The sequence below is a fragment of the Geodermatophilus sp. SMS 5-13 genome, from assembly GCF_059428245.1.
This window is the reverse complement of sequence record NZ_CP165729.1, coordinates 4,566,024-4,590,533: the sequence shown is the minus strand read 5'-3', so window position 1 is coordinate 4,590,533 and position 24,510 is coordinate 4,566,024. Positions and strand designations below refer to the sequence as shown.

General features: G+C 74.2%; 23 protein-coding genes and 1 tRNA gene. 14 read left to right on the top strand and 10 right to left on the bottom strand.

The genetic code is table 11. From position 1 onward, the window contains the following. Window positions 1–11: 11 nt before the first annotated feature. Together AB3388_RS22200 and AB3388_RS22195 are read right to left on the bottom strand one after the other, a co-directional pair. Window positions 12–578 carry a dienelactone hydrolase family protein gene (locus tag AB3388_RS22200; protein ID WP_495407485.1) on the bottom strand — a complete coding sequence of 189 codons (567 nt, stop codon included), beginning with the start codon at window positions 576–578 and terminating at the stop codon, window positions 12–14. Window positions 579–670: 92 nt separating this feature from the next. Further along, window positions 671–925, bottom strand: coding sequence for a hypothetical protein (locus AB3388_RS22195; RefSeq protein ID WP_495407484.1), 255 nt, complete (start codon window positions 923–925; stop codon window positions 671–673). A gap of 202 nt (window positions 926–1,127) precedes the next feature. On the opposite strand from AB3388_RS22195, the gene AB3388_RS22190 reads away from it, so the two are divergent. Further along, complete coding sequence (locus tag AB3388_RS22190; protein ID WP_495407483.1) at window positions 1,128–2,165, top strand: chemotaxis protein CheB; 1,038 nt, start codon at window positions 1,128–1,130, stop codon at window positions 2,163–2,165. A gap of 4 nt (window positions 2,166–2,169) precedes the next feature. Beyond that, on the top strand, window positions 2,170–4,140 hold the full coding sequence (locus AB3388_RS22185; RefSeq protein WP_495407482.1) for a CheR family methyltransferase: 1,971 nt from the start codon (window positions 2,170–2,172) through the stop codon (window positions 4,138–4,140). A gap of 34 nt (window positions 4,141–4,174) precedes the next feature. Here AB3388_RS22185 and AB3388_RS22180 read toward each other — a convergent pair whose 3' ends face one another. The 3 genes from AB3388_RS22180 to AB3388_RS22170 form a co-directional block, all read right to left on the bottom strand. Further along, window positions 4,175–5,470, bottom strand: coding sequence for a GAF and ANTAR domain-containing protein (locus AB3388_RS22180; protein WP_495407481.1), 1,296 nt, complete (start codon window positions 5,468–5,470; stop codon window positions 4,175–4,177). Continuing rightward, window positions 5,460–5,837, bottom strand: coding sequence for a hypothetical protein (locus AB3388_RS22175; RefSeq protein WP_495407480.1), 378 nt, complete (start codon window positions 5,835–5,837; stop codon window positions 5,460–5,462). Before AB3388_RS22175 ends, AB3388_RS22180 begins: the two co-directional genes overlap by 11 nt. A gap of 73 nt (window positions 5,838–5,910) precedes the next feature. Next, entirely contained in the window at window positions 5,911–6,717 is an 807-nt protein-coding gene (locus tag AB3388_RS22170; RefSeq protein ID WP_495407479.1) for a GAF domain-containing protein, read from the bottom strand. A gap of 317 nt (window positions 6,718–7,034) precedes the next feature. On the opposite strand from AB3388_RS22170, the gene AB3388_RS22165 reads away from it, so the two are divergent. Beyond that, a complete protein-coding gene (locus AB3388_RS22165; RefSeq protein ID WP_495407478.1) occupies window positions 7,035–8,222 on the top strand; it encodes an anti-sigma factor RsbA family regulatory protein in 1,188 nt (395 codons plus the stop codon). Here AB3388_RS22165 and AB3388_RS22160 read toward each other — a convergent pair. The 4 genes from AB3388_RS22160 to AB3388_RS22145 all read right to left on the bottom strand — a co-directional run bounded on the left by AB3388_RS22160 (window position 8,191) and on the right by AB3388_RS22145 (window position 10,340). Next, on the bottom strand, window positions 8,191–8,547 hold the full coding sequence (locus AB3388_RS22160) for a hypothetical protein (protein ID WP_495407477.1): 357 nt from the start codon (window positions 8,545–8,547) through the stop codon (window positions 8,191–8,193). The two genes, AB3388_RS22165 and AB3388_RS22160, sit on opposite strands and share 32 nt — an antisense overlap. A 141-nt stretch (window positions 8,548–8,688) precedes the next feature. Continuing rightward, a tRNA-Arg gene (locus AB3388_RS22155) sits at window positions 8,689–8,760 on the bottom strand. 60 nt (window positions 8,761–8,820) lie between these two features. After that, window positions 8,821–9,492 (bottom strand): DUF305 domain-containing protein, encoded by a 672-nt coding sequence (locus tag AB3388_RS22150; RefSeq protein WP_495407476.1) that lies wholly within the window; start codon window positions 9,490–9,492, stop codon window positions 8,821–8,823. A 2-nt stretch (window positions 9,493–9,494) separates the two neighbouring features. Further along, entirely contained in the window at window positions 9,495–10,340 is an 846-nt protein-coding gene (locus tag AB3388_RS22145; protein WP_495407475.1) for a thioredoxin-like domain-containing protein, read from the bottom strand. Window positions 10,341–10,506: 166 nt separating this feature from the next. Here AB3388_RS22145 and argS point away from each other — a divergent pair, with 166 nt between their 5' ends. The 9 genes from argS (at window position 10,507) to prmC (ending at window position 21,730) form a co-directional block, all read left to right on the top strand. Next, the gene (gene argS / locus AB3388_RS22140) at window positions 10,507–12,171 is read left to right on the top strand and encodes an arginine--tRNA ligase (RefSeq protein WP_495407474.1); all 1,665 of its coding nucleotides are present in this window, start codon (window positions 10,507–10,509) and stop codon (window positions 12,169–12,171) included. Beyond that, the gene (lysA, locus tag AB3388_RS22135; RefSeq protein ID WP_495407473.1) at window positions 12,168–13,661 is read left to right on the top strand and encodes a diaminopimelate decarboxylase; all 1,494 of its coding nucleotides are present in this window, start codon (window positions 12,168–12,170) and stop codon (window positions 13,659–13,661) included. Before argS ends, lysA begins: the two co-directional genes overlap by 4 nt. After that, window positions 13,658–14,950, top strand: a complete 1,293-nt coding sequence (locus AB3388_RS22130) for a homoserine dehydrogenase (protein ID WP_495407472.1) — start codon at window positions 13,658–13,660, stop codon at window positions 14,948–14,950. Before lysA ends, AB3388_RS22130 begins: the two co-directional genes overlap by 4 nt. A 73-nt stretch (window positions 14,951–15,023) precedes the next feature. After that, the gene (thrC, locus tag AB3388_RS22125; RefSeq protein ID WP_495407471.1) at window positions 15,024–16,100 is read left to right on the top strand and encodes a threonine synthase; all 1,077 of its coding nucleotides are present in this window, start codon (window positions 15,024–15,026) and stop codon (window positions 16,098–16,100) included. Beyond that, on the top strand, window positions 16,097–17,008 hold the full coding sequence (gene thrB, locus AB3388_RS22120; RefSeq protein ID WP_495407470.1) for a homoserine kinase: 912 nt from the start codon (window positions 16,097–16,099) through the stop codon (window positions 17,006–17,008). Before thrC ends, thrB begins: the two co-directional genes overlap by 4 nt. A gap of 363 nt (window positions 17,009–17,371) precedes the next feature. Continuing rightward, a complete protein-coding gene (gene rho / locus AB3388_RS22115; RefSeq protein ID WP_495407469.1) occupies window positions 17,372–19,339 on the top strand; it encodes a transcription termination factor Rho in 1,968 nt (655 codons plus the stop codon). 112 nt (window positions 19,340–19,451) lie between these two features. Continuing rightward, window positions 19,452–19,682, top strand: coding sequence for a 50S ribosomal protein L31 (gene rpmE / locus AB3388_RS22110; protein ID WP_495407468.1), 231 nt, complete (start codon window positions 19,452–19,454; stop codon window positions 19,680–19,682). A 114-nt stretch (window positions 19,683–19,796) separates the two neighbouring features. After that, window positions 19,797–20,882 carry a peptide chain release factor 1 gene (prfA, locus tag AB3388_RS22105; protein WP_495407467.1) on the top strand — a complete coding sequence of 362 codons (1,086 nt, stop codon included), beginning with the start codon at window positions 19,797–19,799 and terminating at the stop codon, window positions 20,880–20,882. After that, window positions 20,879–21,730 (top strand): peptide chain release factor N(5)-glutamine methyltransferase, encoded by an 852-nt coding sequence (gene prmC, locus AB3388_RS22100; protein WP_495411478.1) that lies wholly within the window; start codon window positions 20,879–20,881, stop codon window positions 21,728–21,730. Before prfA ends, prmC begins: the two co-directional genes overlap by 4 nt. Here the strand turns inward: prmC and AB3388_RS22095 are convergent. After that, window positions 21,703–22,455, bottom strand: a complete 753-nt coding sequence (locus AB3388_RS22095) for an endo alpha-1,4 polygalactosaminidase (protein WP_495407466.1) — start codon at window positions 22,453–22,455, stop codon at window positions 21,703–21,705. The two genes, prmC and AB3388_RS22095, sit on opposite strands and share 28 nt — an antisense overlap. Window positions 22,456–22,490: 35 nt before the next feature. On the opposite strand from AB3388_RS22095, the gene AB3388_RS22090 reads away from it, so the two are divergent. Beyond that, on the top strand, window positions 22,491–23,132 hold the full coding sequence (locus AB3388_RS22090) for an L-threonylcarbamoyladenylate synthase (protein ID WP_495407465.1): 642 nt from the start codon (window positions 22,491–22,493) through the stop codon (window positions 23,130–23,132). 95 nt (window positions 23,133–23,227) lie between these two features. After that, complete coding sequence (gene glyA / locus AB3388_RS22085) at window positions 23,228–24,505, top strand: serine hydroxymethyltransferase (RefSeq protein WP_495407464.1); 1,278 nt, start codon at window positions 23,228–23,230, stop codon at window positions 24,503–24,505. Window positions 24,506–24,510: the final 5 nt, after the last annotated feature.

The following is a 24,510-nucleotide window of genomic DNA, read 5'->3' as shown; positions in this document are numbered from 1 at the left end:
GGCCGCCCGCCTCAGCCGTCGAGGAAGCCGAGCGCCCGCTCGACGATCAGCCCGGTGGCCTCCTCGTCGTAGTCGGCCAGCCCGTCGTCGCAGATCAGGTGCCCCGAGCCGGGGTAGACGAACAGCTCGGCGCCCTCGACGGTCCGCGCCAGCTCGCGGGCGGCGGGGAGGTCCTCCTCGGCGCTCCACGGGTCGTCCTCGGCGAAGTGCATCTGCAGCGCCACGCCGTCCGGCCAGGCCCCGAACATCGGGGCGGGCACGGCCGAGAAGAGCAGCAGCGCGCCGCGGGCCCCGGGCCGGGTCTGCGCGAGCCTCTGCGCCGGCAGCACGCCGAGGGACAGGCCGGCGTAGACGACCTCGGTCGGCAGGCCGTCCGCCGCCGCCACGCCGCGCTCGATGATCCGGTCGAACCCGAGCGCCTCCGCGTGCGCGACGCCGTCGGCGATCGAGCCGAACGTGGCGCCGTCGAAGAGGTCGGGCAGCGTGACCCGGTGGCCGGCGGCCGACAGCCGGTCGGCGAACCGGCGGACGCCGTCGGTCAGGCCCTGGGCGTGGTGGAACAGGACGACGTCGGTCACGGCGCGGCTCCCTCGGCGGCGCGCGGACCGTCCGCGCGCCGCCCGGCATCGTGCGGCATGCCTCCGACGGAACGCCGACCCGGAGGCCGAGGTCAGGCGCGGTCGTCGTCCCCGGACGCCCGCGCGCGGTCGGCCTCGGCGTCGGCGCTGCCCACCGGCACGCCCTGGTCGGTGGGCGCCGGGTCGTCGGCGTCGATCGCGCCTTCCTCGACCGTGTCGCGCAGCGGGGTGTCGCGGTCGGCGCCCGCCCGGCGGGCGTCCTCGCCCGCGTCGGCGGCGCCGACGGTGTGGCCCTGGTCGGTCGCGCGGTCGGCCGCGCTGCCCTCGGAGCTGGACTGCGTCGTCATCGGTTCCTCCCCGGTGCCGGTGCCTGAGCGACTGCGCCATACCCAGCGAGAACGCGAAAACCACCGCGCCCCGCGCCCGCCGGATCTGCGGGATCACGAGCCCGCCTCTCCGGGTGCTCAGGGGCGTAACGTCAGCCGATAGCGTTTCGCGAACCCCCGCCGATCGCCCCGGGTCGGGGTCCGCAGGCGGAGGAGACGGCCAGTGGCGACGACGATCCGGCGGGATCTGGTGGTGGTCGGCGCGTCCGCGGGCGGCGTCGAGTCGCTCAGCGCGCTGTTCGCCGATCTGCCGCCGGACTTCCCGGCCGCCGTCCTCGTCGTCCTGCACATGCCGTCGACGTCCCGGAGCGTGCTGCCCACCATCCTGGGGCGGCGCTCTCCGCTCCCGGTCCGGTTCGCGGCGGACGGCGCCCGCCTCGAGCCCGGTACGGTGACCGTCGCCGTCCCCGATCGGCACCTGATCGTGGTCGACGGGCAGGTGACGCTGTCCCGGGGGCCACGGGAGAACGGACACCGTCCCGCCGTCGACGTGCTCTTCCGCTCGGCGGCCCGCGCCGGCGGGCCGCGGGTCGTCTCCGTGGTCCTCTCCGGGGCCCTGGACGACGGGACGGCGGGCACCATCGCCGTGCGCGCCCGCGGCGGCGTCGGCGTCACGCAGCACCCGGAGGACGCGCTGTACCCGAGCATGCCGCAGCACGCCGCGGAGATCGGCGGCGCCGACCACGTGGTGGCGCTGGACCGCATGGGTGAGCTGCTGACCCAGCTGGTCACCGAGGACGTCCTCGTCGCGAGCGTGCCGCCGCCGCCGAGTGAGTTGATGAGAACGGAGACGGCGATGGCCGAGTTCGACATCGAGGCGTTGAACCGGGACCAGCGGCCGGGCACGCCCTCCGGTTTCGGCTGCCCGAGCTGCCACGGCGCGCTGTTCGCGATCTCCGAGGGAGGGATGGAGCGCTACCGCTGCCGGGTCGGCCACGCCTGGTCGCCCGAGGCGCTGGCCGAGGAGCAGGCGCAGGCGCTGGAGGGCGCGCTGTGGATGGCGCTGCGGGGACTCGAGGAGCGGGCGGCGCTGAGTCTGCGCATGGGTGATCGTGCCGCCGAGCAGGGCCACGGGCACAGTGCGGCGGCGTTCCGCCGGCGGCACGACGAGGCGCAGAACGCCGCGACGCTGCTCCGCGCCCTCCTCGAGCGCGGCGAGCTGTCCGGTGACGCGTTGACCGCGGAGGCGGGGGAGGCGTGAGCCGATGAGTGAGCGCGACGAGCAGCGATCGACCGCGGAACCCGTGGACGACGACCTCCAGGCCGGTGACGGCGTCCTGTCCGGTGACGGCGACGGGGAGGTCGACGCCACGACCCTCCCCGACGACGCCGCGGCATTGGACGGGCAGGACCCCGACTTCGAACAGCTGCTGCTGTACCTCCGCGAGGCACGCGGTTTCGACTTCACCGGGTACAAGCGCCCCAGCCTGGTGCGCCGGGTCCGGCGGCGGATGGGCGAGGTCGGCATCGCGTCGTTCGCGGACTACCAGGACTACCTGGAGGTCCACCCCGACGAGTTCACGCCGCTGTTCAACACCATCCTGATCAACGTCACCAGCTTCTTCCGCGACCGGTCGTCCTGGGACCACCTCCGTGACCATCTGCTCCCGCAGTTGCTCGCCGACGCCGGCCCCGTCATCCGTGTGTGGAGCGCCGGCTGCGCCTCCGGTCAGGAGGCCTACAGCCTGGCGATCCTGCTGGCGGACGCGCTCGGCCCCGACGAGTTCCGGAAGCGGGTCAAGATCTACGCCACGGACGTCGACGAGGACGCCCTCGCCCAGGCACGCCAGGCGGTCTTCACCGAGCGTCAGCTCGTCGGCCTGACCACCGAGCAGATCGAGCGGTACTTCACCCAGGAGAACGGTCGCTGGGCGTTCCGCAAGGACCTGCGCCGAGCGGTCATCTTCGGCCGCAACGACCTGGTGCAGGACGCCCCGATCAGCCACGTCGACCTGCTGCTCTGCCGCAACACGCTGATGTACTTCACCGCCGAGACGCAGGGGCGCATCCTCGGCCGGTTGCACTACGCCCTCAACACCGGTGGACTGCTGTTCCTCGGCAAGGCCGAGATGCTGCTCTCGCACGGGGAGACGTTCTTCCCCGCCGACCTGACCCGCCGCTTCTTCCGCAAGCGCGACGGCCGCCCGGGCCCGGAGCGGCGGCCCGTGACCGTGCCGGTCCGCGAGCAGCCGACCGGGATCGGTGACCGGGTCACCCGGCTGCGGCAGGAGGCGATGCTGTCCTCGCCCGCCGCCCAGCTGGTCATCGACCCGACCGGCCAGCTCGCCCTCGTCAACCACCGGGCGGAGCGGATGTTCGGGGTCAGCCGGCGGGATGTGGGGCGCCCGTTCCAGGACCTCGACGTCTCCTACCGGCCCGTGGAGCTGCGCTCGTCCATCGCCGAGGCCACCGAGACCCGGCAGCCGGTCTGGCTGCGCGGGGTGGAGCGGCGGCTGCCCGGCCACGACCCGTCCGTCTTCGACATCCTCGTGCTCCCGGTCACCGGCGAGGACGGCGAGGTCCTCGGCAGCACGGTCATCTTCGACGACGTCACCCAGTACCGGCGGCTGCAGCGGGAGCTCGAGCACGCCAACCGGCAGCTGGAGACGGCCTACGAGGAGCTGCAGTCGACGAACGAGGAGCTGGAGACGACCAACGAGGAGCTGCAGTCGACGGTCGAGGAGCTGGAGACGACCAACGAGGAGCTGCAGTCCACCAACGAGGAACTCGAGACGATGAACGAGGAGCTGCAGTCGATGAACGACGAGCTCCACTCGGCCAACGAGGAGCTGCGCAGCTCCACCGAGGAGGTGACCTCCCTCAACCAGTTCATGACCGGCGTGCTGTCCAGCTTCCGCGCGGGCGTCGTCGTCGTCGATCCGGAGCTGCGCGTGCTGGTCTGGAACGGCGCGGCCGAGGACCTCTGGGGCATGCGCCAGGACGAGGTGGTCGGGCAGCACCTGCTCAACCTCGACATCGGCCTGCCCATGTCGGAGGTCCATCCGTTGCTGCGCCGGCAGATCAGCGCTGACGGGGCCGGTCACGAGACCGTGACGCTCGACGCCACCAACCGTCGTGGGCGGCCGATGAAGGCCCGCGTGACGGTCAGCGCCTTCTCGCACGGGCCCGACCGGCGCGGCGGCGCGGTCATCCTCATGGATCCCATCGACAGCTGAGGCCGCCTCGACGGCGGGGGCCGCCCGGCGCGGCTCAGGGCTCCGCGCGCAGCACCTCGTCGACCTGCCCCTCGGCCAGCAACGCGGCGAGATCGCGCACCGTCACGTTCAGGCGGTTGCTCAGCGCCGCCAGCCGGGCGAACGCCTCGTCCGCGTCGATGCCGAGCCGGCCCATCAGCACGCCCTTGGCCTGGTCGATGACGGCGCGGGAGGACAGCGTGCGCTCGAGGTTGCCGGCGAGCTCCCGGAGGGCCGCGCGCTCGGCCACGGTCTCGAACGCGGCACTGACCGCCGAGGCGACGAGCGGGGCCAGGTGCTGCCGGTCGGCGTCGAAGGCGTCCACCGTGGCGGCGTAGAGGCCGAGCACCCCGCCGTCCGCTGCCGGCCCGACCAGGGGCACGGCCAGCACGCTGCGCACCTGCCCGGCCGCGGCCAGGCCGGCGAGCGCGGGCCATCGGGGATCCGCGGTGATGTCGGGGACGAGCACGGTCCGACGGGTGGTGAAGGCCTCGCAGCACGGTCCCTCCCGGGCCTGCAGCTGGCGGCCGTCGAACTCCCGCGCCTCCGCTGAGTCGGTGCCGACGAGCTGCGGCTCGAGGGGCGAGCCCAGGGACAGGCTCACTGACGAGGCCGTCGGCAGAGCCCGCCGTACGAGGACGGCCGTGCGGTGGGCGAGCCGGTTCGGGTCCTCCTCGTCCACCGGTAGCCGGCCGAGCTCGGCGAGGGCGCTGGTCATCGCGAACAACGGCGGTTCCTCGTCGTCCCACGGGCTGTTCCGGTCGGCCGGGTCCTCGGCGAGCACCCACTGGATCCGGACCTCGGCGCGCCGGGCGTCCGCCCGCTCGAGGAAGCCGACCAGCGCGACGCGGCACGTGCGCTGCCGGCCGCGCAGCTCCAGCCGCGCCTCGTGATGGACGGCGGAGCCGTGAGCGAGGTCCCGCAGAGCGTCGCGGAAGCCGGGTACTGCGGCCGGTTCGAGGAACACCGACAGCGGCTTCCCCCGCACGCGGCTCAGGGAGACCTGGAGCAACTGGGCGAGCGCGGGATTGGCGTCGTGCACCCGTCCGTCGCCGTCGGTGACGCACAGCCCCACCGGTGCGAGGGCACCGAAATGAACCCGCCACCGGCGCTCCGCCTCGTACCGCTCCAGCAACGCCAGAATCGTGCGCTGCTGCGCCGCGACCTCGGCCTCGGTCACGCGGAGCTCCTCGCGGGCGGTGTCCAGGTCGGCCAGCTCCTCGAGCGCCCGTTCGCCGAAGGGCAGCCGGCCCGGACCGACCTCGTCGTCCTCACTCGAGGTGCGCGGGCGGGGGACGTCGTCAGTCGCCACGGGCCCGGCGCTCCTCGTCGCGCTGCCGGCCCGGCGGGGGCGGACTCATCGCGGCGCGGACCGCCGTCGCCTCCGACCAGTGGGTGGCAGCGGCGCGCCGGTGTTCCGCCGCGTCGCCGATGCCGTGCGCCGCAGCGCGCTCGTGGGCCTCCGCGGCGCGCTCGTGCCCGACGGCGGCACGCTGGTGCGCGGAGTACGCGCGCTGTGCCGCGACCCGGGCGTGCACCGCGGCGGCCCGGACGTCGTCGGCGCCGGGCCGCTCGCCGGCGCCGAGCCGGACCAGGCGGTCGGCAAGCTCGACGCTGCGCCGCGCGGCCTCGCGGGCGCGATCGCCGGCCGGCCCGGCGTCCTGCTCGTCCCTCGGCATGGGGGCAGTCTGCTCTCCTGGGCCGCCCGCGGCACCGGTCCGCGCGCCGTCGTGCAGGCGCCCCATGGGTCGGTCAGAGCTGGGACTCGTCGTCGGCGAGGATCATCGCCGACCGTCGTCCGGTCACCAGGTCGTGCGCGAGTTCCCAGACCGTGCACCCCAGCACGAAGGCGTGTCCCTTCAGCCGCGCGTAGGCGTCGTCGCGGTCCACCCCGAACGCCGCCATCGCCATGCCGAGCGCGACGTTGAGCGTGTCGTCCCCCAGCTCGGCCGCCGACGTCGGCGTGGTGTCGACGAGCTCCGGGTCGGTCAGCCGCTTCACCAGCATCTGGTAGACGATCGCCGCGAGGTGGGTGAGCATCTTCACCTCGTCGTCGGTGAAGGGATGCAGCAAGGAACGGCCGACCGCGAGAAAACCGAGGACGGCGCCCGGGGCCGGCGCACCCACGGCCCGCAGCGGCAGCAGGGCGAGGCTGCGCAGGCCCGAGCACGCCGGGTCCAGGCTCGCCAGCAGCGGCCACCGCGCGCGCTCGGACAGCACATCGCCCAGGACGACGGGTGCCCCCGTCCGGTACAGCTCGACCGCCGGCCCCTCGCTGACCGACTGCTGCCAGTCCCCGAACTGGCGAAGCCGCGCGTCGGAGCCGGGCAGGGTCGCGTGGTGCTCCATGTCGAGGGCCACGACCACCGCAGCGGCGTCGAGGGGGATGATGCGCGACATCGCCGAGGACAACCACAGCTCCGGCGCGGCCGCCTCGGACACCGGCGTCCACGTCCGGTGCGCCAGGGCCCCCACAGAGCCGGCCTGCTCAGCCGCCGTGCCGAAGCGTCGTCCGCTCCGCACCGCCTCGAGCACCTGGCGCGCCGTCGACCTGGTCACGGCGGCGCGACGGCGCGTGTCCTGAGCGCGGCGGCGTACCTCGAAGGCTGCCGTCCTCGCCTGACGCGCGTCGCCTCGCGCGGCGTCTCCGTCCATGGTCATCGCTGCCCCCGGCCCGTCGTGAGCCCCCGCCGAACGAAGGGCCGACGGGCAGGTCCCATGGTGGAACGGACCACGGCCTCTGCACCACCCGGGGGACCGTCACGAGCAGGAAGTTCACAGGCGGAAGTTCCCCGGCGCGGACGGAGACCTGCTGCCGTACCGTGGAGTCCGGTGACCTCCACCCGGGAATCCGCGAGCCGGAGAGTCGGTGAGCCATGGCGCCAGCCGTCGCCGGCCGCACTCCCAGCGTCGCGCCGGGGCAGGCGTACCGGCACCGCGGCCTGATCTACGCGTCCACGCAGGATTTCCTCGCGGCCGCCGTGCCGTTCCTGACCGAGGGGCTCGACGCGGGCCAGCCGGTCGTCCTCGGCTGCCGGCCGGAACTGAACGCGCTCCTGCTCGAGGCGCTCGGCCACGACGAGCGCGTCTCCCTGCTCTCCGAGGGCGACGTCAGCACCAGTGACGTGCGGGCGCTGGCGGCCCGCCACCGCATGGTCGGCCGGCAGCTGACGGGCGGCGCCTCCGGGGTCCGGCTGATCGTCGAGCCGGTCCACCGCGACGACCGGGAGGGCTGGCGTGAGTGGCTGCGCTTCGAGGCGGCCTCCAACGTGGCCACGGGCCCGGTGCCGCTGGCGATCGTGTGCGCCTACGACGCGCGGAGCCTGTCCGAGCCGGTCCGGCGCGGCGTCGAGGCGACCCACCCGGTGATGCTCACCGCCTCCGGCGACGTCCCCAACGATCGCTACGTCGATCCCGTGCTCGTCCTGCTGCGCGCCACGGCGCCGCCGGATCCGGTGGAGACCACCCGGCCGACCCTGCACCTGACCCGCCTCACGGAGGCCGGAGGACTGCCGCAACTGCGCCGGCGGGTGCGGGCGGTACTCGACCTGCCCGGTGGCGACCAGCAGCCGAAGGCGGACTTCGCCATGGCGGTCGGGGAGGTCCTCGACAACGCGTTCCGGCACGGTCGGCCACCGGTGGAGTTGCGCCTGTGGGTCACGCCGACCCGGTTGGTCTGCACGGTGACCGACCACGGGGACGGCTTCGACGACCCGTGGGCCGGGTACCGCCCGCCGTCCGTCGGCACCCCGCGACGGGGCTCGGGTCTGTGGCTGGCCCGGCAGATGTGCGACACCGTCCAGGCATCGACGGACGGGCTGTTCACCGTGCGGCTGACGACGTCCCTGCTGGAACACGCCCGGGAGCCGCCCGGCGCGACCGCGCAGGCCGCCTATGCCGAGGCGGCGGTCAGCCGCGCCGAACAGGCCCACAGCCGGTCCCGGCAGCTGCGGAACGCGTCGCACGGCCACGCCGACTGGGCCCTCGACATGCGCCAGGAGGGACGCCGGGCCGCGACGCGGCTCGACGAGGTCAGCGATCAGGTCCGGGACCGCCGTCAGTGAGCCCGGGGGGCGGCGACGCCGACCCCGCCTGCCCCGCCGCGCGGCGACGTTCCTGCTCCGAGTACTGCTGTGCCTGCTCCGCGTGCGACCGCAGCCGGGCGGCGAGCTCGGCGTGCCCGCGCCGGTCGGCGGCGGTGGCCAGGTCGCTGAACGTGACGGCCAACGCGGCCTCGGTGCGGGCGATGTCCGCCTCGGTCGCGGTGAGGGCGGCGTTGACTCGGATCAGAGCGGCCCGGGTCCGACGGACCCGGGCCGCGGTGGATTCGACGTCCTTCGCCAGCCGGGAGGGGCCGGGGGCGGTGTCCGGCGCGCCGCTCATCGTCACGCGCCAAGTCTCCGCTGCCGCGGACTCGACCGCTACGCCCCGCCCCTTCCCGGTGTCGGATCCGAGCCGCCCGACGCCGGCCCGCGACCGGCCTGGCAGAGGGCGGGAGCCCTGTGTCAGGCGCCGGGAACGAGCTGAGAGTGCCCCCGGCAGGATTCGAACCTGCGCACCCGCCTCCGGAGGGCGGTGCTCTATCCCCTGAGCTACGGGGGCTCGTGTGCGTGGGGCAGGGAAGAAGTTACCAGCCGCACCCGCGCGTCCCGACAGGCCCCGTCACGGGGGCGGCAGCGGAGTGCCGCCCCGGGCCGTGAGCATGTCGGCCATCGTCCGCACCTCGGCGCCCTGGGTCTGGGCGATGGACCGCGCGAGGGTCCGGACGGGGGACAGCTCGGCGTGCGACGCGGCGTACTCGGCCATGCCGGAGCCGCCCTGGTGGTGCCGGATCATCAGCCGCAGGAACTGGACGTCGAACGCCGTCCCGGACAGCGACCGCAGCTCGGCCAGCTCCTCCTCGGTGGCCATGCCCGGCATCAGGCCGGTGCCGGAGTGGTCGTGGCCGGAGGCGCCCATCCAGGCCATCTGCGTGCCGCCCGTCGGCGGCAGCCCCCACAGGCTCAGCCACCCCTGCATCCGGCCGATCTGGTTGGTCTGGGTGGTCGCGATGTCGAAGCCGAGCTGCCGCACCTCGGGGTCCGTGCTGCGGTCGGCGACGAGGTTGGCCATCTCCACGCCCTGGAGGTGGTGGGCGGCCATGTCCCGGGAGAACCCCGCGTCGACTGAGTCCGCCGTCGGGGGGTCCTCCCGGGCGATGCCCAGGGCCACCGCGCCCGCGCCGCCGAGGACGACCAGCGCGACGGCGATGATCCCGAGCAGGACCGCCCGCAGCCGGCTGTGGGGTGCAGCGGCCGGCTCCGTCGCGACGTCCTCGGGGCTGACGACGGCCATGGTCAGGGCGCGTCGGTCCCGCCGGCCTCGGGGGACGGCGTGGTGGGCATGTCGCTCGAGCCGACCGGCGCGCTCGCTTCCCCGTTGGTCAGCGGGGAGGCGACGAAGTCGGGGTTCTCACAGGACGCGCCGGGCTCCGGCGTGTTGTCCGCGTTGTAGGTCAGGAAGTCGACGAACTGCTTGATCCGCTCGTCCGTGGCCGAGTCCACCTTCAGCTGGTGGTTCCAGGCCTGCAGGCTGACCGCGGCGTCCAGGCCCGGCCGCGGGGAGAGCATGGTCCCCGACGTGTTGTCGACGATCTCGCTGAGCGCGTCGATGCCGTCCTGGTCGACCAGATCGGGGTTGTAGACGATCCACACGGCGCCGTGCTCGAGGGAGTGGACGGCGTTCTCGTTGCGGATGTCGACGGTGTACACGGTGCCCGTGCAGTCGGCCCAGACGCCATCGTGCGGGCCGCCGACCGGCGGCGACTCCTTGTACTGGACCTGCGTGGTGACGTGCTCCTGGCCCTTGGCGTAGTCGTAGGTCTGGATCCCCGCGATCTGGTCGACCGAGGTGACCTTGCCCTCGTTCGCCTTGCGCACCTGGATGGTCGCGTAGGTGATGACCGCCGCCGCGAAGACCACGACCGCGACCGCGCCGGCGATCAGCCCCCAGGGCTTGCGCTGCTGGGTGACCACCTGCGTCGGCGGCCGGGTGCGCCCGCCCTTGCCGCCGGCCGGCCGCGTGGTTCCCTTGGCGCCGGAACGGGACGCCGAGCCGCCACCGGCCGACCGGCCGGACCCGCCGCGGGTCTCGCCGCGCACGGCACGCGCGTCGTCGGTCTTGCGGTCCTTGGCCAAGGCCACTCCTCGATGCTGGGCGCGGGCGCGCGCCGTCGGGGGCGAGCGCGCCCTCCTCCGCGCCGCAGTCTAGGTCGGCGAGCTGTGGACGCCGGGGAACCGAAGGTCCGCGGGCGGCAGGGTCCGACGACGGGCGCGCGGGGGCCGGACGGCGCCTCAGTACGCTCGAGCAGTGACACCCGAGCAGCTGCGCGACGTCGTCCGGACCGCCGTGGCCGCGGCCGTCGACCGAGGCGCGCTGTCGGTCGAGGTCCCCGCCGACGTCCTCGTCGAGCGGCCGAAGAACCCCGAGCACGGCGACTACGCCACCAACACGGCCCTCCGGCTGGCCAAGGCCGCCGGCCGCCCGCCGCGCGAGGTGGCCGAGGTGCTGGCCGGCGAGCTGCGCGCGCACCCGGGCATCGCGTCGGTCGACATCGCCGGCCCCGGCTTCCTCAACCTGGTCCTCGCCAAGGACGCGCTCGGGCAGATCGCCGTCCGGGCGGTGACCGCGGGGGCGGAGTACGGGCGCACCGAGGTGCTGGCCGGTCAGCGGCTGAACCTCGAGTTCGTCTCGGCCAACCCCACCGGGCCGGTGCACATCGGCGGCACCCGGTGGGCCGCCGTCGGCGACGCGCTCGCCCGCCTGCTCGAGACCTCCGGCGCCGACGTCACCCGCGAGTACTACTTCAACGACGCCGGCGCGCAGATCGACCGGTTCGCGCGCAGCCTGCAGGCCGCGGCCAGGCAGCAGCCCGTGCCCGAGGACGGCTACGCCGGCGCTTACATCGACGACATCGCCGCGCAGGTCGTCGAGGAGGAGCCCGGCCTGCTCGAGCAGGAGGACGACGAGGAGCAGCTGCGCGTCTTCCGCTCCCGCGGCGTCGACCTCATGTGGGACGAGATCAAGGGCTCGCTCGCGCAGTTCGGCGTCGTGTTCGACGTCTACTTCTCCGAGCGGACGCTGCACGAGACCGCCGCGCTGGAGAAGGCGATCGCCCGGCTGCGGGAGAAGGGGCACGTCTACGAGGCCGACGGCGCCGTCTGGCTGCGGACGACGGACTTCGCCGACGACAAGGACCGCGTGCTGATCAAGAGCGACGGCGAGCCGACCTACTTCGCCGCCGACTGCGCCTACTACCTGAACAAGCGCGAGCGCGGCTTCGACAAGGTGGTGATCATGCTCGGCGCCGACCACACCGGCTACGTCGGCCGGTACAAGGCGCTGGTGGCCGCCATGGGTGACGACCCCGACGCCAACCTGGAGATCCTCATCGGCCAGCTGGTCAACCTGCTGCAGGGCGGCGAGCCGGTGCGGATGAGCAAGCGGGCCGGCACCGTGGTCAACCTGGAGGACCTGGTCGAGGCGATCGGCGCCGACGCCGCCCGCTACGCGCTGGCGCGCACGTCGATCGACCAGACGATCGACCTGGACCTGGACCTGTGGAGCCGGCAGACCAACGACAACCCGGTCTTCTACGTCCAGTACGCGCACGCGCGCATCTCGTCGGTGCTGCGCAACGCCGCCGACCTGGGCCTGGCGCTCGGGGACGCCGCGGAGGTCGACACCGCCCAGCTCTCCCATCCGCGCGAGGGCGACCTGCTGCGCGCGATCGGCGAGTTCCCGCGGGTGCTGACGACGGCGGCCGAGCTGCGGGCGCCGCACCGGGTGGCCCGCTACCTCGAGGAGCTGGCCGGCACCTACCACCGGTTCTACGACAACTGCCGGGTCCTCCCGCGCGGCGACGAGGAGGCCACCCCGCTGAACACCGCCCGGCTCTGGCTGTGCGCCGCGACCGCGGTCGTGCTGCGCAACGGCCTCGGCGTCCTCGGCGTGCACGCTCCGGAGCGGATGTGAGGGCGCACCCCGCGGGCCCCCTGCACGGGAGCCTCGCGCAGCCCACCCCGGCCGGCTCCCCGCCCGCGGACCTCGGCGTCGTCGACCCGCACGTCTGGCCGCGCACCGCCGAGCGCATCGACGGCGAGCTGCACCTCGGCGGGCGGGCCGTCACCGAGCTGGCCCGCACGCACGGCACGCCGCTGTTCGTCCTCGACGAGACCGACTTCCGCGGCCGCGCCGCCGACTTCGCCGCCGCGTTCGCCGGCGCCGACGTGCACTACGCGTCGAAGGCGTTCCTCTGCGGCCAGGTGGCCCGCTGGATCGCCGAGGACGGCCTGCACCTGGACGCCTGCTCCGGCAACGAGCTGGCGCTGGCGCTGGCCGCCGGGTTCCCGGCCGGGCGGATCGCGCTGCACGGCAACAACAAGTCGCCGGTCGAGCTGCAGATGGCCGTCGACGCCGGCATCGGGCGGATCGTGCTCGACTCGTTCGACGAGATCGACCGGCTGGTGCCGCTCGCCGCGGCACGGGTGGCCGCCGGCGGCTCCCCGGTCGCCGTCCTCGTCCGCTCGACGGTCGGCATCGAGGCGCACACCCACGAGTTCATCGCCACCGCGCACGAGGACCAGAAGTTCGGCTTCTCGCTGGCCACCGGTGACGCGCTGGCCGCGGCGGTGCGGGTGATCCGGGAGCCGGCGCTGCACCTGGCCGGCCTGCACAGCCACATCGGCTCGCAGATCTTCGACACCGCCGGGTTCGAGGCCGCCGCGCACCGCGTCGTGGGGCTGCTCGGCCAGATCCGCCAGGCGACGGGGGAGGTGCTCGGCGAGCTCAACCTCGGGGGCGGCTTCGGCATCGCCTACGTCTCCGACGACGACCCGGTGAGCCCGCACGACGTGGCCGGCCGGCTGCGCGCGGTCGTGGCCGCCGAGTGCGCGGCCCTGGACCTCCCGGTGCCCCGGCTGGCCGTGGAGCCGGGCCGGGCCATCGCCGGGCCGGGCACGGTGACGCTCTACGAGATCGGCACGATCAAGCCGGTGCGGCTCGGCGCCAGCGGCACGCCCGGCGCCCCGCTGGTGCGCAACTACGTGTCGGTGGACGGCGGCATGAGCGACAACATCCGCACCGCCCTCTACGACGCGGCCTACACCTGCGTGCTCGCCAACCGCACCTCCGACGCCCCGCCGGCGCTGTGCCGGGTGGTCGGCAAGCACTGCGAGAGCGGCGACGTGCTGGTCCGCGACCTGTGGCTGCCCTCCGACGTGCAGGCCGGCGACCTGCTGGCGGTCGCCGCCACGGGCGCCTACTGCTGGTCGATGGCGAGCAACTACAACTATCTGCTCAAGCCTCCGGTGGTCGCCGTGCGGGACGGCGCCGCCACGGAACTCGTGCGGCGTCAGACACTGTCCGACGTGTTCGCTCTCGACGCGGTCCTCGCGGACGTGCCCGCACCCGCGCCCGCCCCCTCCCAGCCGGCCCCCGAGCACCCCGTGGGAGCCCGATCATGAGCGCCCCCCTGCGCGTCGCCCTGCTCGGCTGCGGCACCGTCGGCGGCGCGGTGCTGCGGCTCATCGGGGAGCAGGCCGAGGACCTCGCCGCCCGGATCGGCCGCCGCGTCGAGGTCGCCGGCGTCGCCGTCCGCCGTCCGGACCACCACCGGGACGTCCCGGCGGAGCTGCTCACGACCGACGCCGAGGCGCTGGTCAGCCGTGAGGACGTCGACCTCGTCGTCGAGGTGATCGGCGGCATCGAGCCGGCCCGCACGCTGCTGATGGCCGCGTTCGAGGCGGGCAAGCCGGTGGTCAGCGCGAACAAGGCGCTGCTCGCCGAGGACGGCGTCGCGCTGCACGCCGCGGCCGCCAAGGCCGGTGTCGACCTCTACTACGAGGCCGCGGTGGCCGGTGCCATCCCGCTGCTGCGCCCGCTGCGCGAGTCGCTGGCCGGTGACCAGCTGCGCCGCGTCGTCGGCATCGTCAACGGGACGACGAACTACATCCTCTCCCGCATGGCCGAGACCGGCGCCGGGTTCACCGAGGCGCTGGCCGAGGCGACCGAGCTGGGCTACGCCGAGGCCGACCCGACCGCCGACGTCGACGGCTTCGACGCCGCCGCGAAGGCCGCGATCCTCGCCGGCCTGGCGTTCCACACGCCGGTGACCGCGGCCGACGTCTACCGCGAGGGTATCTCCGCGGTCACCGCCACCGACGTGGCCCGCGCGGCAGAGATCGGCTGCGTGGTCAAGCTGCTGGCGATCTGCGAGCGGGTGCCCGGCCCGGACGGAGACTCGGTGGCCGTCCGCGTGCACCCGGCGATGATCCCGACGTCGCACCCCCTGGCCGCGGTCGGCGGGGCGTTCAACGCGGTGTTCGTCGAGGCCGAGGCCGCGGGGCAGCTGATGTTCTACGGGCAGGGCGCCGGCGGCGAGCCCACCGCCAGCGCCGTCCTCGGCGACCTGGTCGCGGTGGCCCGCAACCGGCTGGCCGGCGCCGCGGGCCCGGCCGTCACCTCCTACGCCGGCCTGCCCACGCGGCCGATCGCGGAGACCCCGACGCGCTACCACGTGAGCCTCGACGTGGCCGACAAGCCGGGCGTGCTGTCGGCCGTCGCGCACGAGTTCGCCGAGCACGGGGTGAGCATCGCCACCGTCCGCCAGGACGGGCACGGCGACGCCGCGACGCTGGTGATCGTGACCCACAGCGCCCCCGACGCGGCCCTCTCGGCGACGGTCGAGGCGCTGCAGGAGATGCCCGCGGTCCGCGGGGTGACCAGCGTGCTGCGCGTGGAGGGGCTCACATGAACGCGAGGACGACGGGCGAGCGAGCATCGCAGCGAGGAACGAGCGAGGAGCGGAACGAGTCCGGAGTCGAGTCATGAGCTCAGTTCCGCAGGTGATGTCGCCGTACTGGCCGGGGCTGATCGAGGCCTACCGCTCCCGGCTGCCGGTCAGCGCCGACACCCCGGTCGTCACCCTCCAGGAGGGGGCGACGCCGCTGGTGCCGGCGAAGGAGCTCTCCCGCCGCACCGGCTGCGACGTCTACCTGAAGGTCGAGGGCGCCAACCCGACCGGGTCGTTCAAGGACCGCGGGATGACGATGGCCATCACCAAGGCCGTCGAGGAGGGCTCGCAGGCGGTCATCTGCGCCTCCACCGGCAACACCAGCGCCAGCGCCGCCGCCTACGCCGCCCGCGCCGGGCTGGTCTGCGCCGTCCTGGTGCCGCAGGGCAAGATCGCCACCGGCAAGCTCGCCCAGGCGCTGGTGCACGGGGCGAAGCTGCTGCAGGTCCAGGGCAACTTCGACGACTGCCTCGCGCTGGCCAGCAAGCTGGCGATCGACTACCCGGTCAGCCTGGTCAACAGCGTCAACCAGTACCGGATCGAGGGGCAGAAGACCGCCTCGTTCGAGATCGTCGACGTGCTCGGCGACGCCCCCGACGTCCACTGCCTGCCGGTCGGCAACGCCGGCAACATCACCGCGTACTGGCAGGGCTACCGCGAGTACGCCGCCGACGGGATCGCGACGAGGACCCCGCGGATGTGGGGCTTCCAGGCCTCCGGCGCCGCGCCGATCGTCAACGGCGCTGTCGTGGAGCAGCCGACGACGATCGCCACCGCGATCCGGATCGGCAACCCGGCCTCGTGGACCAAGGCGCTGGCCGCGCGGGACGACTCCGGCGGCCGGATCGACGCCGTCACCGACCGGGCGATCCTCGCCGCCTACCGCCTGCTCGCCCGCACCGAGGCGGTCTTCGTCGAGCCCGCCTCCGCGGCGTCGGTCGCCGGGCTGCTGCAGGTCGCGGAGGCCGGCGGGCTGCCGGCCGGCTCGCGGGTGGTGTGCACGGTCACCGGCAACGGGCTGAAGGACCCGGAGTGGGCCATCTCCGGCGCCCCGGCCCCGGTGACCATCCCGGTCGACGCCGCCGCGGCCGCCGCCCAGCTCGGTCTATGACCTCCACGGTTCGGGTCCGTGTACCCGCCACGAGCGCGAACCTCGGTCCCGCGTTCGACTGCGCCGGCCTCGCGCTGACCTGCCACGACGTCCTCGAGTTCGGCGTCACCGACGGCGGGCTGTCCATCGGGATCAGCGGGGTGGGCGCGGGGGAGCTGCCGACCGACGAGTCGCATCTCGTCGTCCGCGCGTTCCGGGCCGCGTGCGACGAGCTCGGCTGGACGCCGTCCGGCCTGCGGCTGACCGCGACCAACGAGATCCCGCAGGGGCGGGGGATGGGCTCGTCGGCGGCCGCCGTCGTCGCCGGCGTCGTCGGGGCGTGGGCGCTGTGCCCGGACGTCGCGACGATCGACACCGACGCCGTCCTGCGGCTGACCACCGAGCTGGAGGGGCACCCCGACAACGTCGCGCCCTGCCTGCTCGGCGGGGCCACGCTGTCGTGGACGACGGAGCGCGGCGCCCGCGCCGAGCGGATCGACGTGCACCCGGAGATCCGGCCGGTGGTGCTCGTCCCGGAGCGCACGCTCTCGACGCACGTCGCCCGCGGGCTGCTGCCCAACGTCGTCCCGCACACCGACGCGAGCTTCAACGCCGGCCGCTCCGCGCTGCTGGTGCACGCCCTCACCCAGGCGCCGGGATTGCTGCTCGAGGCGACCGAGGACCGGCTGCACCAGCGCCAGCGGGCGGCCGCGATGCCCGAGTCGGCGGCGCTGATCGAGCGGCTGCGCGCGGCGGGGCACGCCGCCGTCGTCTCGGGCGCCGGGCCGAGCGTGCTCGTGCTCAGCGGGGCGGCGGCCGCGGCGGACGAGGTGAGATCGCTCACCCCTGAGGGGTGGGACGTGCGGCCGCTCGACGTCGACCCGACCGGGGCGCAGGTAGTCTCGGAAGGGGCCGAGGTAAAGTCCTGATAACGAGGAACACGCCGGGAAAGCACGGTGTTGTCGTGTCCGTGGGTCGCGTCTAGGCTCACGGCGTAGCCGCCCTCTCGGGCGAGCCTCGCGCGGGGCGTTGCAGACGATTCCGTCGCCGCTGATCCGCCTCGCACCCATGAGATCCGCTCCCTTTGTCGTCCCGTCACCGGCCGGACCGCCAGGGGAACGGGTCACCCCCTGCGCTGGTAGGCGCAGGTCACCGCAGGGAAGGACCTGTACGTGAGTGAAAGCACCGACCTCGTCGTGACCGGCGCGCAGTCCGCTGCCGGCTCGAGCGAGGCACCTGCCGCTTCTGGGACGGCGGGTCGTTCCCGTCGCCGCGGCAGCGGGCTGTCCGGGATGCTGCTGCCCGAACTGCAGCAACTGGCGGCCGAACTGGGCATCTCCGGCACCGGCCGGATGCGCAAGAGCGACCTCGTCGCCGCCATCTCCGAGCGCCAGTCCGGCGGGTCGGCCGACGGCACCGTGCCTGCCCCGGCGACCTCGACGGAGAGTGCGGGAAGCGGGAAGCGCAGCGGTGGCGCGCCCGCCACCGCCGAGCCGCTCGAGGCCCCGGTCAGCGGTGGCGCCAACGCCGGCCCGGTCGTGAGCGCCCCCGAGGTCGAGAGCACCACGGGTCGCCGTCGTCGTGGCGCCAGCCGCCCCGCCGGGTCCCCGGCCGTCACCGACGCCGCCCCGGCCGAGACCACCGCGCCCGCCGAGGCGGCGCCGGCGCAGACCGAGGCGAGCGCTCCCGCCGAGGAGCGCACCGAGGGCGAGCGCCCGCAGCGCAGCCGCGACCGCCAGCGCAGCCGTGACGGCCGCGACGGCGGCGAGCGGACCGAGCGCGCGGAGCGGACCGAGCGCGCGGAGCGGACCGAGCGCACGGAGCGCACCGAGCGCACCGACGGCGACCGCCAGCAGCGCAACCGCGACCGGGACGGCGGCGATCGCCCCGGCAACCGCGAGGGCAACCGCGGTCCCGAGCGCGGCGAGCGCACCGACCGCGGCGGGCGGCCGGACAACCGCGCCGACAACCGCGGCGGGGACAACCGTGGCGGCACCGACCGCGACGAGGACGACGACGACTTCGAGGGCGGCCGCGGCCGCCGCGGGCGCCGCTACCGCGACCGCAACCGGCGCGGTGGCCGGGACCGCTTCGAGCCGAACGAGCCGACCGTCAGCGAGGACGACGTCCTCCTGCCGGTGGCCGGCATCCTCGACGTCCTGGACAACTACGCGTTCGTCCGCACCTCGGGCTACCTGACCGGGCCGAACGACGTCTACGTCTCCCTGTCGCAGGTCCGCCGTTACGGCCTGCGACGCGGCGACGCCATCACCGGCGCCGTCCGCCAGCCCCGCGAGGGTGAGCGCAAGGACAAGTACAACGCGCTCGTCCGCCTGGACACGGTGAACGGCCTGGAGCCCGAGCAGGCGCGCCAGCGCCCCGAGTTCCACAAGCTGACCCCGCTCTACCCGCAGGAGCGCCTGCGGCTGGAGACCGAGTCGCACCAGCTGACCACCCGGGTCATCGACCTGGTCATGCCGATCGGCAAGGGGCAGCGCGCGCTGATCGTCAGCCCGCCGAAGGCCGGCAAGACGATGGTGCTGCAGGCGATCGCCAACGCGATCACCACCAACAACCCGGAGTGCCACCTCATGGTCGTCCTCGTCGACGAGCGGCCCGAGGAGGTCACCGACATGCAGCGCTCGGTGAAGGGCGAGGTCATCGCCTCGACCTTCGACCGGCCGCCGTCGGACCACACCACGGTCGCCGAGCTGTCGATCGAGCGGGCCAAGCGCCTGGTCGAGATGGGCCACGACGTCGTCGTCCTGCTCGACTCGATCACCCGGCTGGGCCGCGCCTACAACCTGGCGGCCCCCGCCAGCGGGCGCATCCTCTCCGGTGGTGTCGACTCGACGGCGCTGTACCCGCCGAAGCGGTTCCTCGGTGCGGCGCGCAACATCGAGCACGGCGGCTCGCTGACGATCATCGCCTCGGCGCTGGTCGAGACCGGGTCGACCATGGACACGGTCATCTTCGAGGAGTTCAAGGGCACCGGTAACGCGGAGATCAAGCTCGACCGCCGGCTGGCGGACAAGCGGGTCTTCCCGGCCGTGGACGTCAACGCGTCGGGCACGCGCAAGGAGGAGATCCTCATGTCGCCCGACGAGCTGGCCATCCTCATCAAGCTGCGCCGGGTGCTGTCCGCTCTCGAGCCGCAGCAGGCCCTCGAACTGCTGCTCGACAAGCTGCGCAAGACGCGCACCAACGTCGAGTTCCTCATGCAGATCCAGAAGACCACCCTGGGGCCGGGCAACGACTGAAAAGACGATCGGGGATACTCACCGATCGAGTGGCGCCGGCGGGCGTGGAATGCATCCCCGCCCGTCGGCGTTCGACCACCCGCAAGCTTTCGCAACGAAGAGGCAGAGGCGCATGAAGCCCGACATCCACCCGGCCTACAACGTCACCACCGTGACCTGCGGCTGCGGCAACACCTTCACGACGCGCAGCACGTCCCCGAGCGGTCAGCTGACCGTCGAGGTGTGCTCGGCGTGCCATCCCTTCTACACCGGCAAGCAGAAGATCCTGGACACCGGTGGCCGCGTCGCCCGCTTCGAGAAGCGGTTCGGCAAGCGGACCGCCGGCTCCGGCGCCGACAAGTAGCGACACCGACGGCGCCCGTGCCCACCCCGGAAGGGGAGGGGACGGGCGCCGTCGTCGTGTCCGCACCGCGCTACCGCGCTTTATCGCGATAAAGCGCACTGAGAGGCGAACGTGATGAGCACCGAGGCCGGCACCGACCGGTTGGCGGGGCTGCTCGCCGAGCACGCCTCGCTGGAGGCCGAGCTCGCCGACCCGGCGGTGCACGCCGACCAGTCGCGTGCCCGCCGGCTCGGCCGCCGCTACGCGCAGCTGGCGCCGGTCGTGGAGACCGCCCGCGCGCTCGACAGCGCCCGCGACGACCTCGCCGCCGCGCGTGAGCTGGCCGCCGAGGACGCCTCCTTCGCCGCCGAGGCGACCTCGCTCGAGGCCCGCATCGACGAGCTGTCGGATCGGCTCCGCGAGCAGCTGCTGCCCAAGGACCCCGACGACGACAAGGACGTCATCCTCGAGATCAAGGCGGGGGAGGGCGGCGCGGAGTCGGCGCTGTTCGCCGGCGACCTGCTGCGCATGTACCTGCGCTACGCCGAGCGGCGCGGCTGGTCGGCCGAGGTGATCGACGCCGTCGACGCCGAGCTGGGCGGGTACAAGGACGTCTCGGTCGCGGTGAAGTGCCGGGCGGCCTCAGGCGACACTGCGGGCATCTGGTCGCGGCTGAAGTTCGAGGGCGGCGTGCACCGCGTGCAGCGGGTGCCGGTCACCGAGAGCCAGGGCCGCATCCACACCTCGGCCGCCGGCGTCCTGGTGCTGCCCGAGGCCGAGGAGGTCGACGTCACCGTCGACGCCAACGACCTGCGCATCGACGTCTTCCGGTCGAGCGGGCCGGGCGGGCAGAGCGTCAACACGACCGACTCGGCGGTGCGGATCACCCACCTGCCCACCGGCATCGTGGTCAGCTGCCAGAACGAGAAGAGCCAGCTGCAGAACCGGGAGTCGGCGCTGCGCATCCTGCGCTCGCGGCTGCTGGCCGCCGCCCGCGAGGAGGCCGCCGCCGCGGCCAGCGACCAGCGGCGCAGCCAGGTGCGGACGGTCGACCGCAGCGAGCGGGTGCGCACCTACAACTTCCCGGAGAACCGGATCTCCGACCACCGGGTCGGCTACAAGGCCTACAACCTCGACCAGGTGCTCGACGGCGACCTCGACGCGGTCATCGACGCGCTGACCCGCGCGCACACCGCCGAGCTGCTGGCGGCCGGCTCCTGAATCCGCGCACGCTGCTCGCCGAGGCCGCCCGCCGGCTGGCCGAGGCCGGGGTCGAGTCGCCCCGGGTGGACGCCGAGCTGCTGCTCGCCTGCGCACTCGGCACGTCCCGGACGGCGCTGCTCACCCTCGACGCCGTCCCGGACGACGCCGCCGCCCGCTTCGCCGCGCTGCTCGACCAGCGCGCCGACCGCGTGCCCCTGCAGCACCTCACCGGCCGGGCGCCGTTCCGCCACCTCGAGCTCGCCGTCGGCCCGGGCGTCTTCGTGCCCCGGCCGGAGACCGAGCAGCTGGCCGGCTGGGCGCTCGAGCGGCTGGCGGGCATGCCGCAACCGCTCGTCGTCGACCTGGGCGCCGGCTCCGGGGCCCTGGCGCTCTCGATCGCCCACGAGCACCCCGGCGCCCGGGTGGTCGCCGTCGAGCGCGATCCGGTGGCCATCGAGTGGACGCGCACCAACGCCACCGGCTCGACCGTCGAGGTGCTGGCCGGCGACATGACCGACCCCGTGCTGCTGCGCGAGCTCGACGGCGCCGTCGACCTCGTCGTCTCGAACCCGCCCTACGTGCCGGACGGCGCCGGCCTGCCGCGCGAGGTCGCCGACCACGACCCGCCGCTGGCGCTGTGGGGCGGCCCCGACGGGCTCGACGTCGTCCGCGGGCTGCTCGACACCGCCGCCCGGCTGCTGCGCCCCGGCGGCGGCCTCGGCATCGAGCACGCCGACCAGCAGGGCACCGCGCTGCCCGCGCTGGTCCGGGCCCACGGCGGGTTCGCCGACGTGGCGGACCACCCCGACCTCGCCGGCCGGCCCCGGTACACGACCGCTCAGCGCTCGCAGAGCGCGAACTCGTAGCCCGCCGTGCCGGGCGTGGTGAGCCCGAGGTCGCGGCGCAGCACCATCACCTGCGCGGGAGCCGGCGCGCACGGCCCGTACTCCACGTCGAGGACGACGTCGTAGGCGGCCGCGTACGCCGCGCACTCGCCGAGCGCCGCGCAGTCCTCGGTGATCGCGAAGTCGAACCCGAGGTCCTCCCCGAGGAGCTCGACGGCGTTCTTCTGCGCGATCGCGAGGCCGTCGGCGTGCGCGCGGGCGACCAGCAGCCGGGCCATGGCGACGGCGTCCGCCCGGTCGAGCGCACCGCCGGAGCGGGTCCAGCTGTCCAGGTTGTCCGGCTCGACGGCGTCGAACCGGTCCTCCGCGCAGCCGTCGATCCACCCGCCGACGGTCTCCATCAGCGCCGCGCGCCGGGCCACCGTCGAGATGTCGAAGAGGTGCTCGCGGGGCCAGTCGGGGTCCTCGACGCGGTCGCCGTCGGCGTCGTGCAGCAGCAGGGACTCGGGGACGGCGTCCTCGCCCGGCTGGGTCTGGAACGCGTTGACCGAGCAGACGGAGTAGTGGCCGCGGTTCGGGGCGTCGTGCCGGTCGCGGACGAGGATGCCCACCCCCTCCGGGGCCGGGTAGGCGCCGCCGAGCTGGTAGTCGAAGGCGGTCCCGCGCGGCGGGGCGGTGATGTGCTGCGCGGCGGAGCAGCCGGTCAGCAGGAGCAGCCCGGCGACGGCGACGGCGTCCCACCGCACAACGTCCGAGGGTACGTGCGGCAGGATCGGACGGCGTGGCCGACGTGTACGACTGCTCCGACCCCGACGCCCGCGAGGCCGGCCTCGACGCCGCCGTCGCCGCGATCAGCGCGGGCCAGCTGGTCCTGTTGCCGACCGACACCGTGTACGGGGTCGCGGCCGACGCGTTCTCGCCGACGGCGGTGACCGGGCTGCTGGCGGCGAAGAACCGCGGCCGCGCGATGCCGGTGCCGGTGCTGATCGGCGAGTCCTCGACGATGGGCGGCCTGGTGCTGCGGGTGCCGCCGGTGGCCACCCAGCTGGCGGAGGCGTTCTGGCCGGGCGGGCTGACCGTCGTCGTCGAGCACGCGCCCTCGCTGGCCTGGGATCTCGGGGACGCCGAGGGCACCGTGGCCATCCGCCTGCCGGACGACGACGTGGCCCGTTCCCTGCTGCGCCAGACCGGTCCGCTGGCCGTCTCCAGCGCCAACCGCTCGGGTCGCCCGGCGGCGACGACCGCGGAGCAGGCGATCAAGCAGCTGGGCATGCACGCGGCGGTCGTCCTGGACGGCGGCCCGCGTGCGAACTCGGAGCCGAGCACGATCGTCGACTGCACCGGACCGACGCCCCGCGTCCTGCGGGTGGGCGCCATCTCCGTCGACCGGCTCCGCGAGGTCGTGCCCGAGATCACCGACTGAACGGAGGGGGACCGGCACGGATCCCCTCCGTTCCGGGGCTGGGCGATACCGTGGGACGACAGCCCCCCGCCTCGACGCCTCTGGAGCGCGCCGCGATGAGCACCCCCTACTGGGGCCCGGACTTCGACGCCCTGGCCGCCTTCGATCCCGACATCGCCGGCGTCGTCACCGACGAGCTGGACCGCCTGCGTGGCGGCCTCCAGCTGATCGCCAGCGAGAACTTCACCAGCCCGGCGGTGCTCGCCGCGCTGGGCAGCACCCTGTCGAACAAGTACGCCGAGGGCTACCCGGGACGGCGGTACTACGGCGGCTGCGAGGTGGTCGACCGGGCCGAGGAGATCGGCATCGCCCGGGCCAAGGAGCTCTTCGGCGCCGAGCACGCCAACCTGCAGCCGCACTCGGGCGCCAACGCCAACCTGGCGGCGTACGGCGCCTTCCTGCAGCCCGGCGACACCTTCCTCGCCATGGCCCTGCCGCACGGCGGCCACCTGACCCACGGCGCGAAGGTGTCCTTCTCCGGCAAGTGGTTCAACGCCGTCCAGTACGGCGTCAACCCGGAGACCGAGCACATCGACTACGACCAGGTCCGCGACCTGGCCCGCGAGCACCGGCCCAAGATGATCATCTGCGGCGGCTCGGCGATCCCGCGGCTGATCGACTTCGCGGCGTTCCGCCAGATCTGCGACGAGGTCGGCGCGATCATGATGGTCGACGCCGCGCACTTCATCGGCCTGGTCGCGGGCAAGGCGATCCCGAGCCCGGTGCCCTACGCCGACGTGGTCACCTTCACCACGCACAAGGTGCTGCGCGGCCCCCGCGGCGGCGCGTTCGTCTGCAAGGCCGAGCACGCCAAGGCGCTGGACAAGGCCGCCTTCCCGATGATGCAGGGCGGCCCGCTCATGCACGCGGTCGCGGCCAAGGCCGTGAACCTCAAGGAGTGCCTGCAGCCGGAGTACCAGGCCTACGCCCGGCAGGTCATCGCCAACGCGCAGACCCTCACCGAGGGCCTCGCGGCGGAGGGGCTGCGGCCGGTCGCCGGCGGCACCGACACCCACCTGGCGCTGCTCGACCTGCGCGAGACCGGCGTGACCGGCGCGGAGGCCGAGGCCCGCTGCGACGCCGCGGGCATCGTGCTCAACAAGAACGCCATCCCGAACGACCCGCAGCCGGCGTCGGTCGCCTCGGGCATCCGCGTCGGCAGCCCGGCGGTCACCACGCAGGGCATGACCGAGACGGACATGAAGGAGATCGCCTCGCTCATCGGGACGGCGATCCGCGACACCGACGGCAGCCGGACCGCGGAGGTCAACACCGCGGTCCGCGAGCTGGTCGGCGCGCACCCCGCGTATCCCCACACCGCGCAGGCCGTCTGACTCCG